This window comes from Fibrobacter sp. UWB4 (assembly GCF_002210345.1).
Lineage (GTDB): Bacteria > Fibrobacterota > Fibrobacteria > Fibrobacterales > Fibrobacteraceae > Fibrobacter.
In genome coordinates this window covers 23,635-38,999 of record NZ_MWQI01000004.1, presented here as the reverse complement: position 1 = coordinate 38,999, position 15,365 = coordinate 23,635, and the positions used below count along the sequence as shown (strand labels likewise).

The following is a 15,365-nucleotide window of genomic DNA, read 5'->3' as shown; positions in this document are numbered from 1 at the left end:
CGCTAGAGCCTGTGCTGAGCAATGTCGAAGTAAGCGGGCATCTTCTTTTCAATGCTATACGGAAGGGAGATTCCCGGTTAAACCGGGAATGACATAAAACAAAACAACAGCAATGCAATATGCAATTACAACAGCATCCGCCCAGCGGAACCCAATTTTTGCAACGCAGGTGCGTTTTGTTTCTGTCGAGAGTCCACGCGTTACTGCGGCAATCGAAAGTTCATCACCAATTTTCGTAATAGAAACCAAAAGTGGAACTAGTCGATATTCAAGAAACGCCACCGGATTTTTCAGCGTCCGCAAACTGAACAAGCGAATTCCGCGCATTCTCATGGCATTGCCAATCGCACGGGATTCATCATACACCGTCGGGAAAAATCGAATCATCACAATCAAGGGTATCGTCACCTTGTTCGAAACATGCATTCGCGACATGCATGCCAAAAATTCATTGACCTTGGTAGTTGTTATCACATAATAAAGCACAGCGCAGGCCGGCATAATACGGTACATCAAAAACAACGACGCAAGAATTATCGTACCCGAGGTACCAATATCCAAATTTTTCACAAAATCAAAGAAAAAGCCAGCAGTCAAATAAACAAAAAAGAAAGTGCAAACAAATTTCCACTTTCCCTCAAGCAAAAGTAAAATAGATGCAACAACAACCATTAATAAACTATAAACTAGCGGAGCGGAAAAAATCATCCCATTTGCCACCACAGCTAAAAACAGTTTTGTGCGCGGGTCTAATGCAAACGCAAGATTCCTAGATTGCTTCGTCACTTCGTTCCTCGCAATGACGCTATTTTGCAAGTCCGATGCGTTCAAAATGCTTTTTCATCATGCGACGAGCAATAAAGCCACCCACCACACCACCTGCGGCACCAAATCCAAAAAGACCAATCAAAGGCCAATAGCTGCTAGAAAGCTCCGCCAAATGAGCAATATAAGCCTTATCACAAATAGAACTGCAATATGCCAAATATTCTTCGGTCGAAGACCAAAGCGGAATCATCATCGAAGAAGGTACAAAACTTATCATCACATTAGCAAGCAGGCAACCGACAAAATTTTTATGGAACAGCTTTAAGCAAAGGCCCGCCAAAACGCCATACACCACGCAAAGCAAACCAAAAGAAATTCCGTGACCAGAGATTATCATGACAATTCCGAAAAGCGTACAAAGTAGCACACAGCAAAGTAAAGGTCTTTCGACTTTCGAAAAGAAAAGGAATAGCGGGACGCTCGTCACCAAGCTCACTACGCATGTGGAAACCACAATAAACGCAGGAATAAAACCGATACTCGCTCCAAGTCCAGAAAGAACAAGGTAAAGTGCACCAAAAATGCCCACGTTCACGAGGTCACGCACCAGCGTATTCGAAGATTTTTTACCAGTAGTTCTCATTTTCAAGATCCTGTTACGCTTTCGAAATTGTCATACCCGCCTCAGAGCCCTTTGATCACTTAGTGCTTCAGCACTTATGTGATCATGATCCGCGTATGGGGAGGGCATCTCCTTACACTGTTCCGATTGCGGATGCTTTTTTGAGCGAAAATAGAGAAATTTCTTTATAAAAATCTACTCCATTTAGACGTAATTTAGCCTTGCTTAACTTTTAGCACAGATATATAAGCATTGCAGTTTTTTCCGCGTCCGAATGGAGTAGAAAAACTCAACTCGTTATATTATTTTCGCGCAAAATTTTGGGGAGGAAACATGCAAGTTTCTCGCGTTAATAAAGTTTTCGCCCGTCTGGGGCGTTTTCAAATCAAATTCCGTTGGCTGATTTTACTTGTAACAATTCTCGTGACTCTCGCCGCATGCCTCGGACTTCCACAACTGCAAATGACAGCCAGCGAAGAAGAATGGTTCGACGACTGGGACAAAGTCAAAATCGACCAAGCGCACTTCAATGACGTTTTCGGCAGCGATGACGGCTATATGGTGATGGTCCGTGCTAACGATGTTTTTGCACCCGAAGTTTTAAGCGCCATTGACCGACTTTCCAAGCGCCTCGAAAACGAAGTCCCTTACGCCGACCGCGTCGTTTCGCTCACGCACAACTTATCCATCCCTATCGCGAACGATGAGGGCTTTGAAGTCATTGACCCGTTCGAAAGCGGCATCCCGACAGATTCAGCACAACTCGCCGCCAAGAAATCGCTCATCATGAGCCGTGAATCGCTGGTAAACAACATCGTCTCTGACGACGCCAAAGAAACATGGGTTATTCTCTCGTTAAAATCGTACGAAGGCGGCGTTGATTTCGGTAAAGACAGCATTGCTCCATTCGCTCGCAACGTCATCCTCTCCGAAGAATTCCAAAGCGATAAATTCCAGTTCTTGCCGACCGGCATGAGCTACACCGAAATGGAAGAAAACGAAGTCATCTCGCGTGAATGCGCTATGCGCATTATCTTCGGCTTCGCCGTCATGCTTGCATGCCTTATTTTATTCGTACGCTCTTTGCGCGGAGTCATCGTCCCTGCCATTGCAACCGTCGGAGGCATCGCATCCGTACTCGGCGTAAACGCTTGGCTCGGTATCGTCGGCGACGAAAGCATGGTCGCGCTTCCTATACTTTTAGGCATGGCACTTTCGGTCGGCTATTCCATCCATTACATCAATTCGTTCCGCATGCACTTTAGGCGCACGGGCAACCGCCGCGAATCTGTGATAAACGCCGTCGAAGAAACTGGCTGGCCGATCCTCTTTACTGTCATCACCACCGTTGCCTCGCTGATTTCGTTCCTGTTCGCAGGCATCCGCCCGATTCGCTGGATTGGCGGCATTTCGGCAGGCATCGTCTTCATGGTTTACCTGTACGTCATCATCTTAATTCCGATTCTTATGAGCTTCGGCAAAAACGCAAAGCCCGACCCGACAGAAGTAAAAGCCGCTGGCGCAACCAAGGCAGACATTCTCTTTGAATTTTTCGGACGCAAAGTTTGCAGGCATAGCGGCATCATCGCCACCATTTCTGCCGCCATAATGCTAGCGCAAATTCCAGGCGTGATGAACATCGATGTAAACATGGACTACACAAAAACGATGGGCGAAAAAATTCCGTTCGTCACAAGGCTTATGGACATGCTCAGCGGCAAGCTCGGAAGCCTTTACGATTTCAACGTGATGGTTGAATTCAACGAAAGCGACGCGCTGAAAAATCCCGTCAACATGAAGCGCATCGAAACGCTAGAACAAAAGCTCGGTACGCTCCAGCTCACAAAAATTTCAGGCGACAAGCCCCGCGTTCAATCCGTCACGCGACTCGTAAAAGAAATGAACCGCACACTTAACGCTGACAGCACGGAATACTACAAAATTCCCGATGCGCAGGACATGCTCACGCAGCTGCTGTTCCTCTACGAAATTTCAGATGCCGACGCGCTCTTTGAACGCATGGACGAAGACTATAAAACAACATTTATCCACATAGAACTCTCCGGGTACGACGCCAAGAAAATCGTCGAGGATCTCGATTCCGCCAAATCGTACGCCGCCCAAATCTTCCCGGACGCCAAAACTTCAATCGTCGGTGAAGTCGTAAACTATGCCGAAATGAACGGCAAGCTCGTCAATGGACTGTTACGTTCGTTCGGAGGTTCATTTGTCATCATCGCTATCATGATGATTCTCGCATTCGGGAGCATCAAGGCGGGCCTCATCGGCATGATTCCAAACGTGGCCCCCGTGCTTTTGATCGGTGGCGTCATGGGCTATTCGGGGATGCCGCTTGACATGATAACAATGATTGTAATGCCGATGATTTTGGGCATCGCCGTTGACGATACCATCCACATGAATAACCACATCAAATACGGTTACGAACGCACGGGCAGCTACAAAAAAGCGCTGTTGCTTTCTTACCGCGAAATCGGAAAGACGATGGGCATGACGACATTCATTCTCTGCGCGATGTTCTTCGTGTTCATCTTCAGCCCCATGGGCGCACTGCACAACGTCGGATTACTTTCCATCATCGGCCTTGCCGCCGCCCTCGTCGCCGACTACACGCTCACCACCGCCCTCGTGTACGTCACCAAGCCGTATGGGAGAGAGAAACGCAAATAAGCAAGTCAGCTAACGATGTCATCCCCGACTAGTTCGGGGATCGCCATCTCGTGCTAAGAACATTTTTTTTGCAAAAGTGGTAAAATACCACTTTTTTCAGCTTTACATTTCATAAATTTTGCTAAAAAGGTAGTCATTCAGCTACCTTTTCGCAAATATTTTAATTATATTTAAAATTATGCGATACCTGACCCTAGAAAAAGCCCTTAACGCATGGAAAGCACTCCAGCCGATTTCGGAAGAGGACAAGACCCGTCTTGCCCGCCGTTTTTCGGTTGATTTCAACTACAACAGCAACCACATTGAAGGCAACACGCTCACTTACGGACAGACGGAAATTCTTCTGCTTTTTGGGAAGGTCATCGGCGAAGCGAATGTGCGAAGCGTGCAGGAGATGGTCGCTAGCGAAGTTTCGCTCAAGATGATGGTAGCGGAGTCTCGCGTCAAGGAAACCCCTCTCACGCAAAATTTCATAAGAGGCTTACATCACACTCTGTTGCGCGAAGACTATGCCGTCCATCGCGAACTTCCTGGAGGAATGCAAGTCGGGTATGTCGTTCATGCAGGGCAATACAAAACTCGCCCAAACAGCGTCATCACACGATATGGAGACCGGTTCGACTACGCCTCCCCAGAAGAAACACCCGCGATGATGACAGATCTAGTCGATTGGTACAATAACGCCGAAAAAGAAGGCAAGTTGTCGCCTGTAGAATTAGCGGCGCTATTTCACTATCGCTACATCAGAATTCATCCGTTCGAAGATGGCAACGGTCGAATTGCTCGACTACTCGTCAATTACATTTTGGCAAAACACGACATCCCCATGGTCGTGGTCCGTAGCCGAAAAAAAGAAGAATACCTAGAAGCACTGCACGCCGCTGATTTAGCGGTGGGGGCAGCACCTAGTTCTGGCGCAAACGCATCCATCAAAGCCATCGCTCCGTTCCTCAAATATTTCCGCAACATGGTTGCACAAGAAATCGACGCAGATGTCCGTTTTCTCATCAAACACGGAGAAAGCATCTGGTGGTATGACGGAGAATGCATTGAGTTCCGTTCGCCGAACTACAGCAAAATTTTGGAATTGATGCAAAGCGAGCCCGTATTGTCACTAGCAGATATACAGCGTAAATTGGGTATTCAAATTTCAGCAGTCAATAAACTCGTTCAGCACCTCCTCAACAAACATTACATCGAAAAAGGGAAAGAAGAAGGCTCTTGGCACGTATTCATCGTACCATCGATTTGACCAAATACTCTTAACTATGTATGGTCACTCCAAAAATTTTTGCAGTTAATATTACAAAGGCTTAAGTCCTCTATATTTGATCTAATTTCAAAAGAACATGTTTCACATTTAAGTTTTTCAGGAATAAAATGAGGATAGTACGCACGTCCATCGTAAGATGTATCATCTAATTCATATTTCAATAAAGTTTCCTGTCCACAAACAGGACAAATATAAACTCCTGATAAAAGCTCATTACGAACAGCCGCTACTTTCACATTCACATACTTCATTTTTTCACGATTACAATTTACTTTGAGCCCCCTTTCTAAAGGAGAACAATTATCATCTAATTGAATTATTGGATTATGATAAGCAGCACGCCCCATTTCCTTCAACAGAGCTATTTTTTCGTAATTTATAGGACGTTTACTAATTTCACTAATTAAAGAATTAATCGGATCAATATCACATGCAAGATTCTTATAAATCCACTCTTTATTTTCCGAATACCAATCTAAGTCCGTTACCTGTTTAACAAGGGGAAGAATTTTCCCGCAAATAAAACAATCTAATTTTGGATAAAAAAGATAATACAACCCCCTATGCCATATACGATTTCTTAAATCATTCAAAAAATCCAGAGTTTCATCATTTTCTTTAACCAAAAGAAACTCTATTTTTTTGATAACATCATCCTTCGGATTTTCTTTTTGAATAATTTTTAATCTTTTCAACGCCTCAGAAAACTCAATTGATTGACAAAAGACATCAGAACAAAGTTCTTTACTTTTTATTTTCCTGTACAAAGATGCTGTAAACTTTTCATTCCATTTCACAGCAAATAATTCATCTATTTTTCTAAGAGCATCTTTCAAAATCAATTCGAAAAAATTTTGAAATTGAGTTATTGTTGTAAAATAGAGTGACTTGTATAGATTACTATCAAACTTTCCTGGTTTGGCCAATTTGGAAATTTTAATTGGATTTTGAGATTCTTCAAACGAAACTCTATAGGTTTCAAAATAGGCATGCAAAGCCGTTTTTAATGATAAAAAAGCAGCATTATCATCCGCAATCCAACCTTCTTTGTCTTTTTCATTTGCACTAAGCATCTATTTAACCTTTCACGCAACGTACTGAACAAGCATTTTCTTGACTAAAAAAAAATAGTAATATAGATTCTTTACATCATCTTTGTACATACAAAGCGACAAACAACGCAAGAATCAACATTCCTCAATAATTATAACCGAGTAAAATCAAAAAAGTATTCCCTAAAGCAAAGGGAATACTTAAAACAAGAAATAACTGGATGGGGCAAGCCCCAACCTCTTAGGCTCGGTTATATCCATGCAAGCAAGGCTGCAACACTCGCCTTTTGAGGTTGTCTTCCGCCTTCGGCGTCAGGATGACGTTTACTCCACCTTCAGTTTCGTCATGCTTTTTGCGCAAATGCCCATGGTCGATACGTTGTGCAAAAAAGCAGACGTTGTCGGAGAAAGCAGGCCGAAGAATCCGCCTACAAGCAAACTTGTATTGAATGTGATGATAAAGCGGTAGTTCTTCATGATGCGTTCCATAAGTTTCTGACTCAAGAGGCGCAGTTCCACGAGGTCTTCGAGATTCTCGCGGCGGAGCGTCACGTCAGCCGTTTCGCGGGCAATGTCCGAAGCATCGCTCATGGCGACAGAGACATTCGCTGTAGCAAGAGCAGGAGCATCGTTGATGCCGTCACCCACCATAATCACGCGCTTGCCTTCAGCCTTCATGCGTTCCATATAATGGTGCTTGTCTTCTGGCAAGACCTGCGCGTAGAATGTATCGATTCCCAAATGTTCCGCAACGCGTTCTGCAGCATTCAAGCTATCGCCCGTCAGCATCACCACATTCTTGATTCCACTTTCACGCAGTCCGCGAATGGCATCCGCAGCTTCTTCACGCGGAGGGTCGCCAATGCAAATGGCACCCGCCAACTCTCCGCCAATGCCGAGGTAAATCACGGACGCAGCACCCGCCTGTTCGTCAATAATCGCCTGGTTCGCTTCAGAAACATTGACCTTTTCATCTTCAATGACAAAGTGCTTGCTTCCAATGACCACACGCTTGCCCTTGAGCGAAGTCGCGATACCGTGCGCCACGATGTACTGCACATCGGCATGTTCTTCGACGTGGTTGATATTGCGTTCCAGCGCGGCCTTCACAATCGCACGAGCCATGCTATGCGGGAAATGTTCTTCGATGCATGCCGCGATTTTCAAGATCCGCTTTTCGGAATACTCGCCGAACGGAATAATCTTTTCGAGTCGCGGTTCTGCCTTCGTGAGCGTTCCCGTCTTGTCGAACACAATCGTATCAGCAAGCGCAAGCTCTTCCAAGTACTTGCCGCCCTTCACCGTCATATCCATATCCGCCGCTTCACGCAGTGCAGAAATCACGGAAATCGGAGTCGAAAGCTTTATCGCGCAAGAGTAATCCACCATCAAGATGGAAACCGCGCGCGAGATATTCTGCGTCAACAAGAGCGTAAGCCCAAAGCCAAGGAAGCTGAACGGCACAATGCTATCCGCCAAATGTTCCGCACGGCTCTGCACGCTTGCCTTCAAGTCTTCGCTACGGTCGATCAGTTCCACGATTTTCTGGATTTTCGTATTGCTGTTGACCGCATGCACCTTCACGAGAATGGCACCTTCTTCAAGAACAGTCCCGGCAAAAACGATTCTGCCAGCAGTCTTCATCACCGCCTTGGATTCACCCGTCATCGTCGATTCGTTCACAAAGGCTTCGCCTTCCATGACGCGGCCATCCACAGGAATCATGCTACCGGAACGAATGCGAACAAGGTCATTGACTTGGACATCCTTCATATCCACCAATGCATCCACACCGTCTTTCACGACCCAGACTTTATCGACTTTTACAGCGAGGCTTCCCGTCAAAGCCGTACGCGTACGCGCCTTGGTGTAATCTTCGAGCAAGCCCGAAACGCCCAAAAGAAACATGACCGTCCCGGCAGATTCGTAATTGCGTTGCAACAGCGAAGCGCCAATTGCAGCACCGTCCAAAACATCGACGGTGAGGCTTCCGCTCATGAGCGTCGAAATTCCGCGAGCCACATAACGCAACCCACGAGCAACCGTAATCGCCGTGCGAATCGGAAGCGGCAAAAACCAACGCGACAAATAGCGCCTTGCAATCATCATCGCTAGGTTGTTTTTAAAGCCATCGTCCAATGCTTGCAACTGGTATTCCGTTTCACCGTCGCATTCAGGCAATTCTTTGGGGTTGAGCGCACTTACAAAATCAAGAATCTGCTTACGGCTCGTCTCGAAATCGCCCGCCTTGGCGGAATATTCAAAAAGAAGGCCGCCATTGACGCTACGCACCACAACACTTTTAACGCAAGGCTCATTCAAGCAAGCCTTGTGAATGCGCGCTTCATAATCACGTTCAAAAGCGTACGCCCCAGCACGCAAGCGAAGGCGACCCGGCTTATCGTAAACGATTTTGAATTTCATAGCGATTAAAAACCTGCAAAAATAAACTGTAGGCTATGGGGTATGGACTCGTTCGTCTTCGGCACACTTTGGGCCATGGGCTTAATATAATGGAATAGCCCAAGCGTAGCGACCTCAAAGCGAAGCGTACTGAGAGGAGCTTTAGCTCCGACCCCATCGCTCAAAGCCTACTTAATCCCTGCTTCTGCCTTAGCGTCGTTGCAAATGTCGCTAGCTTCGTCCTTCATGTCCTGGAAAGCAGCCTTGGCGTCAGCCGTGAACTTCATGCCATGAGCAAGTCCCTGAACAGCAAGTTCGCGAGTTTTCTTGGCCTTGAGCACTTTCTTTGCAACTGCGGAACCCACAGCACCAGCAATGACAAGCCAGAATTTTTCGTTTTTGAATATAGACATATGTTTCTCCTTATTAAAGAAAAATCAGCGGAGCAACTTGCCCGCCTTAAAAAATTAGATACTCTCCCCTCCAATTGCAAATTACAAATAAATTAAATACATAACTCTCGCAACCCCGCACCGCAGTTGAGTTTCACGAGATTGACGCTAACATTGTTAGTGATTTTCTAACAATGTTAGACTCTCTAATTTTGTTAGAGAGTCTAACATTTCATGGATCATCGAAACTCAACAATTACGACAGAGCAAGAACTTTGCCGAGTTCACGGCACTTTTCCTTGCCAGCATCATCCGGAGCGCCTTCAATCGCGAGCGGCTCATCAGCAAGCACGAGGCCCGCATTTGCAGCATCTTCTTTCCACGGATTCATCCATTCGCCGCCACCCCAGCCGTACGAACCGAAAAGCACGACCTTCTTGCCCGAAATCTGAGCCTTCAGCTGATCATAAAGCGGCTGGAATTCGCTATCTTCAAGTTCTTCGGCACCCATTGCCGGGCAGCCCAAAGCAAACTTGTCAAATTCCTGGGCCTTATCGGCAGAAAAAGCAGACGTATTGAAAAGCGTCACATCGGCGCCAGCTTCCTTTGCGCCAGCAACCACTTCATTCGCCATAACTTCGGTGTTACCCGTACCTGTCCAGAAAATAACAGCAATTTTATTCATTTTATGTTCCTTTTGTTATCGGTTAGTTTTCTCTACTATCAACTTGCAACAGTCAACTGCTCTAAAGTCTCACCCAATTCAAATCGTTCTCGTAAAATCTTTTGACATTTTTTGTATACTTCAAAAATGTGCATGGAATTCGGCACGTCGTTATAGACCTTCCAGCAGCCAATCAGCTTGTAATTTTTTCCGCCATACGTAATAAAATCTTTCACGTCGTCAAGTGGGTAGCCTAAAAACACGCCCACTTCATGCGGAAAGCACACCGAGCGCGTCATGCGAACCTGAAAAAAGTTCAAAAGCGATTCCGCGTCAAAGCAGTTGTAGCCAAAACCTTTCAAAAAATTACGAACTTCGCAAGAGCATCCCAAATTTTGTAAAGCGCTATTCCGGTAGACATAAATGAAATAGCGCCCACAGCGTTCAGCAATTACGCGAGCAGCAACGCCCTTAGGGTTCAAGGCCTGATTCCAACGCGCAAGGATATTGCAAAACAAAACACCATCAGCAACATCGACACAAAAGAGATTGCCCAACTTATGGCCCGCAAGTGTCGGGGCGCATTGTCGAACCAAGCAAGAATCAAGGTTTCTATCCATGAACAACCTAAGCATTTAGTATAAAGTCAAAAATCCCGCCGTTAGCCTTCGCCACGGCGGGATAACCTATCTAGCATATATGAGGTAACGAAATCTATATGCTAGCCGAGCTTCTATGGCAATAGTCTCTGAGATGTATTTTAGAATTTTTCTTTCCCTATCTCAACTCCAAATAGACTCAAAACAATCCTAAATGTTAGATTAATCTAATAAAATTTATCTATACAAAAAGTCCCGCCACGACATTCATCGAGGCGGGGGATTTTCATCCTATGGCAAAATCTTAGAATGCGAATACTGTTTCGAGACCAAACTTGAGACCAGCGTCATCAGCATCATCACCAACAGGGATATTCACCTTGGCAAAGCCAGTCACGTCAAGACCTTCAATAGGAGTGAAGTATGCGCGAAGGCCTATGTTGAACACAGAAACATCTTCGTCCTTATCCGTCGTATTTGTATGATATTCCAACGGAAGTCCAAGGGCGATAGCATCGTTTATCTTCACACTCGGTTCACCATAGGCAAAGAAATATTCAGGAATTTCTTCGCCGTGATCAGTCGGATCGTCCTTATCGATAATAGCATAGAACACAGATCCCTTAATATTCACCTTGCCAAGTTCTACAGCAGGTTCAGCCAGGAATGCATGCGTTGCTTTCGGAGTATCTTCACCAAGATTATCCATATGCAAGCCATACACAAAGTGGAAAGTGAATACATCTGCTTTCAAGTTTGCATCAAGGCCCGCATGCAATTCGTTGTGTTCAGCTTCCTGATAAGACTTGTAATCTACAAACGGACGCAGCACCTGTTCGCCAAGGCCAAGTTCGTAAGCGAGGTGCAAGTCGTATGCAACGCCTACACATTTTTCTTCACCATCTTCTTCAACGCAAACCTGATTGTCGTTGCCACCGCGGCCAAAGCCAAGGCCAAACACAAGGCCGTCATAGTCGATTTCGAAACCGCGGATATCGTGTTCTGCCATACCGGCGGCGTTATCAGCCGGATCGTCATAATCGTAGAAGTTCAGGAACGCGCCTTCCGAGAAGGTGAGGTCGCCAAACTTCACGGCAAACTTATCGCTATGCGTGTACTGGACAAATGCGCCATTGTAAATAGCGGTCGGATCCGTCGTTTCACCATCAGCTTCAAGCTGCACAGATGCAGACCACTTTTCATTAAATTTAACATCAACGTTCAAATCAAAAGTAGAAGCGTAGTTATGGCTCTTTTTGTCTTCATTAACTACGTCACCTGTGTATGCATCAAATTCTACTTCGCCAGAGAACTTGACTTCCGGGCCTTTAGATGCGGCTTCAGCTTCCTGAGCCATAGCCGGAACGGCAAGGATAGATGCAGCAGTAAGACCAAACAAGAGGTTGGATGTTAAACGAGTCTTCATAAATCACTCCCATGACGGATATTTTATTCGCTTTTGTAACACTCCGTCAAGTATTTTACATTTTGTGTTACAAAATCCTTGGCTTTTCGCCCTTTTTACTCTTCTTAAAGCAAAGAGCGTGCCAATTATTTTTCAGTTCATTCCATTCAGAATCATTTTTTTCAGCGCCCATATGTTAGTTTCTCCTATCTTTGTTAGTTTAGTCTAATTCAAGGCGTTTAATTAAGGGCTGGCAGGTTTCGGGCCTACCAGCCCTTAATAATGATTCTTGACTCAAATACAATTAGTCTTCGAAACGCCCTTTCTTATTTGCGCTCATACCAAAGAGCTTAAGGAACACGAATGTTGCCACAAGCACGATGATCGAGCTTACAATCCAGAACACATTGCCACCGACCGGCACCTGGTAGAGGAGCACCGCGACAGCCCAAGCAAGGATTGTCTGCACCACAGCCATCAGCACACCGAGTCCAAGGCCGATTTCGCGAACCACGACACCCATCGCAGCAAGACACGGCACATAGAGCAAGATAAAGATCAAGAATGCAAACACCTGCCAGTTAAATCCATCGACCGGGTTTCCGTTCTTGTCTGGGTTGTGGAAGTAAGAGCGGAGGTTGGCATAGATGTCAGCCGTTTCGCTCAAGTCGCCTTCTTCGAGAGCGCCGATTTCATCTTCGCTCAGCGTAAGGCCTGCAGCAGCGAGCTTTGCAAACACAGCCTCGCGGGCCTTGTCGGCACCTTCTTCTTCGCTGAAGGTTTCGATAGAAGCGTATTCTTCGCAAGTAATTGCCTTCGCATCAAGAATCTTATCAAGCGTGACCTTCTTGAGTTCTGCGGCATTCTGCGCTTCGAGTTCACCAGATGTTCCGAGAATGTCCGTGAGAGAGCCGAAGACTTCACTCAAGTTCTCAGGAACCGTGCCAAGGGCTTCCTTGAATGCACCGAGAATATCCGGAGCACCGCCTTCATCCTCTTCTTCGGCAAGGCATTCGTCCACGCCTGCGATAAGGGGCTTTTCTTCGGCAGGAGCTTCAGCAACAGCACTGTCTGCGACAACTGCGCTATCAGCGACTGCGGAATCAGCAACAGCGACTTCACTGGATCCTTCGCTCTGCTCAGGATGACGAGCGTCAGCACTATCGGCAACAGCGACAGGTTCTGCAGCAGGCGCCGGGGCTTCAGTCGAGACTTCACTGGATTCTTCGCTCTGCTCAGGATGACGAGATGCGACTTCAGCAGCATCGCCAGGGCCAGCCATGGAGTACAACGAGTTCATCGTACCGATCACAGCTTCCTTAGCAAGGAGACCCGTGAAGAGGGACACTGAAGCCGGCCAGTTGTTGGATTCAACACCGAACGGTTCAAAAATCGGGGTAATCGCCTTACCAATCACAGAAAGCAAGCTGTTTTCGGAATCGCCGTTACCAGCAGTGAATTCACTTTCCGCCTGGACCTTAGATTCGTCAATCACGACACCTTCGGGGAGCGGAACTTCCTTTTCGTCCTGCACCATGGCGTAGCCTTCTTCGCTCTTCACGATTTCGGTCTTTTCGCCATTGATTTCAGTGTAGAGCTTGTCCACAAAGCCAAAGCTGTTGAGGAAGCCGAGAATTGCAACCGCAATCGTAATCACCTTACCGGCACGAATCACGTAGTCACGCAAACGGAGCCAGGAGTGGATCATGAGCGACTTGAACTTCGGCAAATGATAAGGCGGCAGCTCCATCACAAAGTTGCTAGCCTCACCCACGAACAAGGAGCGGCGAAGAATCAAGCCGTACACGATCGCAAAGAGAACGCCCGCAAGGTAGAGGGCAAACACGACTGTCCCTGCCTGCGTTCCGAAGAATGCAGCCGCAAACAACGCATACACCGGAAGGCGAGCGCCGCAGCTCATGAACGGTACAAGGAAAATCGTAAGGAAACGTTCACGCTTGGATTCGAGCACACGAGAACCCATAATGCCCGGCACCCCGCAACCAAAGCCAACCATCATCGGCACAAATGCACGGCCCGGGAGTCCGAGGAATCGCATAAAGCGGTCCGCGACAAAAGCGGCACGAGCCATGTAACCAGAGTCTTCCAAGAAAGAAAGGCAGAGGAACATGAAGAAGATGACCGGAATGAAAGTCGAGACCGTCTGGATACCGGCACCGATACCATCGGCGAGGATTGCAGACACAAAGCCCGGCGCATGGAACACATCCGTGAGCAAGTAGCCAAGGCCATCCACAAAGATAGCGCCAAACAGCACGTCAAAGAAATCAATGAAAGCAGAACCGATCGTCACTGCAACCCAGAAGACCAGGTACATGACCAAGAGGAAAATCGGGAGCGAAGCCCAGCGGTTCAAAAGCACGGAGTCGAGCTTATCAGACCAGGTTCTCTTGGAACGGTTCGAAAGGATCGTTTTGTTTGCAATATCGTGAGCCAAGCTGTAGCGCACGTCAGCCATCGCAAATTCGCTTTCTTCGTTCAGCATCTTGGTCACTTCGGCCTTGTTGATCTGGACCTTCGCTTCTGCAAACTTGTCTGCATAGCTCTTTTCGTTGCCCAAGTACATGAGCGAAACCCAGCGGGCATCCGTTCCCAGAATTTTAGCAACCGGTTCAACCTGTGGTTCCAAGTACTTCACGGTCTTTTCGACATTTTCACCATAGTCAATGGCCTTGGGAGTCATCTTCTTGCCAGCGATAACATGAGCCATTTGGCTAATGAAATTCGTGATGCTCTTGTCGCTCACGGCAGAAAGAGGAATCACCGGCACACCAAAGCGTTCGGCAATGATATCCAAATCCAAGTGCAAACCACGCTGTTCAGCAATGTCGATCATATTTGCAGCAATCACCATCGGGATTTGCATATCGACAAGCTGAGAGGTCAAGAACAAGTTACGTTCGATGTTCGAGGCATCAATAATATTGATGATGAGGTCCGCTTCGCGAGTGAGCAAGTAGTCCACAGCGGCGCGTTCGTCTTCGGCATTGGCAAAGAGAGCGTAAGTACCCGGCAAGTCCACCACGCGGATGTGCTGATCACCGAGTTCGAAATAGCCTTCCTTCTTTTCGACAGTCACGCCCGGCCAGTTACCAACATGCTGGCGAGCACCCGTAAGAGCATTAAAAAGAGCCGTTTTACCGCAGTTCGGGTTACCGGCAATAGCAATAGTAAAAAGCTTCGGAGCCATTAGACCCTCTTCAATTTAAGAACGTTCGCTTCTTGCTTGCGAAGCGACAAACGGTAAGAAAGAACACTCACCTCAATCGGATCCCCGAGAGGTGCAATCTGCAAGACTTCAAGCGTCACACCACGAACAAGTCCCATCGACAAAAGCTTGGACTTATAGCGGGCATCGCCCTCATTGTAGCCGACAATTTCAACCTTGTCGCCCTTCTTGAGATCCGAAAATTTCGGTTCCAAATCCCACTTTTTAGTTTGCGACTTGCCGCCGCAACCGCAATTACAACCCATT

The 15,365-nt window shown here is 46.8% G+C and carries 12 protein-coding genes; 2 read left to right on the top strand and 10 right to left on the bottom strand.

Features of this window, described 5'->3' with window-relative positions:
* Positions 1-54: 54 nt before the first annotated feature.
* Positions 55-786 carry an energy-coupling factor transporter transmembrane component T gene (locus B7990_RS08335; RefSeq protein WP_088640648.1) on the bottom strand — a complete coding sequence of 244 codons (732 nt, stop codon included), beginning with the start codon at positions 784-786 and terminating at the stop codon, positions 55-57.
* 19 nt (positions 787-805) lie between these two features.
* Positions 806-1,411: an MptD family putative ECF transporter S component gene (locus B7990_RS08330; RefSeq protein ID WP_088640523.1), complete on the bottom strand. Its 606-nt coding sequence runs from the start codon at positions 1,409-1,411 to the stop codon at positions 806-808.
* Positions 1,412-1,723: 312 nt separating this feature from the next.
* Here B7990_RS08330 and B7990_RS08325 point away from each other — a divergent pair, with 312 nt between their 5' ends.
* Together B7990_RS08325 and B7990_RS08320 are read left to right on the top strand one after the other, a co-directional pair.
* Complete coding sequence (locus B7990_RS08325) at positions 1,724-4,081, top strand: RND family transporter (RefSeq protein ID WP_088640522.1); 2,358 nt, start codon at positions 1,724-1,726, stop codon at positions 4,079-4,081.
* Positions 4,082-4,259: 178 nt separating this feature from the next.
* The gene (locus B7990_RS08320) at positions 4,260-5,333 is read left to right on the top strand and encodes a Fic family protein (RefSeq protein ID WP_088640521.1); all 1,074 of its coding nucleotides are present in this window, start codon (positions 4,260-4,262) and stop codon (positions 5,331-5,333) included.
* Positions 5,334-5,347: 14 nt separating this feature from the next.
* Here B7990_RS08320 and B7990_RS08315 read toward each other — a convergent pair whose 3' ends face one another.
* The 8 genes from B7990_RS08315 to B7990_RS08280 form a co-directional block, all read right to left on the bottom strand.
* Positions 5,348-6,427, bottom strand: a complete 1,080-nt coding sequence (locus tag B7990_RS08315; protein WP_088640520.1) for a hypothetical protein — start codon at positions 6,425-6,427, stop codon at positions 5,348-5,350.
* A gap of 303 nt (positions 6,428-6,730) precedes the next feature.
* Complete coding sequence (locus tag B7990_RS08310) at positions 6,731-8,830, bottom strand: heavy metal translocating P-type ATPase (protein WP_088640519.1); 2,100 nt, start codon at positions 8,828-8,830, stop codon at positions 6,731-6,733.
* Between the two features lie 167 nt (positions 8,831-8,997).
* A complete protein-coding gene (locus B7990_RS08305; RefSeq protein ID WP_088640518.1) occupies positions 8,998-9,222 on the bottom strand; it encodes a DUF1490 domain-containing protein in 225 nt (74 codons plus the stop codon).
* Between the two features lie 235 nt (positions 9,223-9,457).
* Positions 9,458-9,886 carry a flavodoxin gene (locus B7990_RS08300; RefSeq protein WP_015732085.1) on the bottom strand — a complete coding sequence of 143 codons (429 nt, stop codon included), beginning with the start codon at positions 9,884-9,886 and terminating at the stop codon, positions 9,458-9,460.
* Positions 9,887-9,924: 38 nt separating this feature from the next.
* Positions 9,925-10,485 carry a DUF3793 family protein gene (locus B7990_RS08295; protein ID WP_088640647.1) on the bottom strand — a complete coding sequence of 187 codons (561 nt, stop codon included), beginning with the start codon at positions 10,483-10,485 and terminating at the stop codon, positions 9,925-9,927.
* 283 nt (positions 10,486-10,768) lie between these two features.
* On the bottom strand, positions 10,769-11,890 hold the full coding sequence (locus tag B7990_RS08290; protein WP_088640517.1) for a hypothetical protein: 1,122 nt from the start codon (positions 11,888-11,890) through the stop codon (positions 10,769-10,771).
* A 283-nt stretch (positions 11,891-12,173) separates the two neighbouring features.
* A complete protein-coding gene (gene feoB, locus B7990_RS08285) occupies positions 12,174-15,080 on the bottom strand; it encodes a ferrous iron transport protein B (protein WP_088640516.1) in 2,907 nt (968 codons plus the stop codon).
* Positions 15,080-15,364: a FeoA family protein gene (locus tag B7990_RS08280; protein WP_088640515.1), complete on the bottom strand. Its 285-nt coding sequence runs from the start codon at positions 15,362-15,364 to the stop codon at positions 15,080-15,082. Before B7990_RS08280 ends, feoB begins: the two co-directional genes overlap by 1 nt.
* Between the last annotated feature and the right edge of the window lies 1 nt (position 15,365).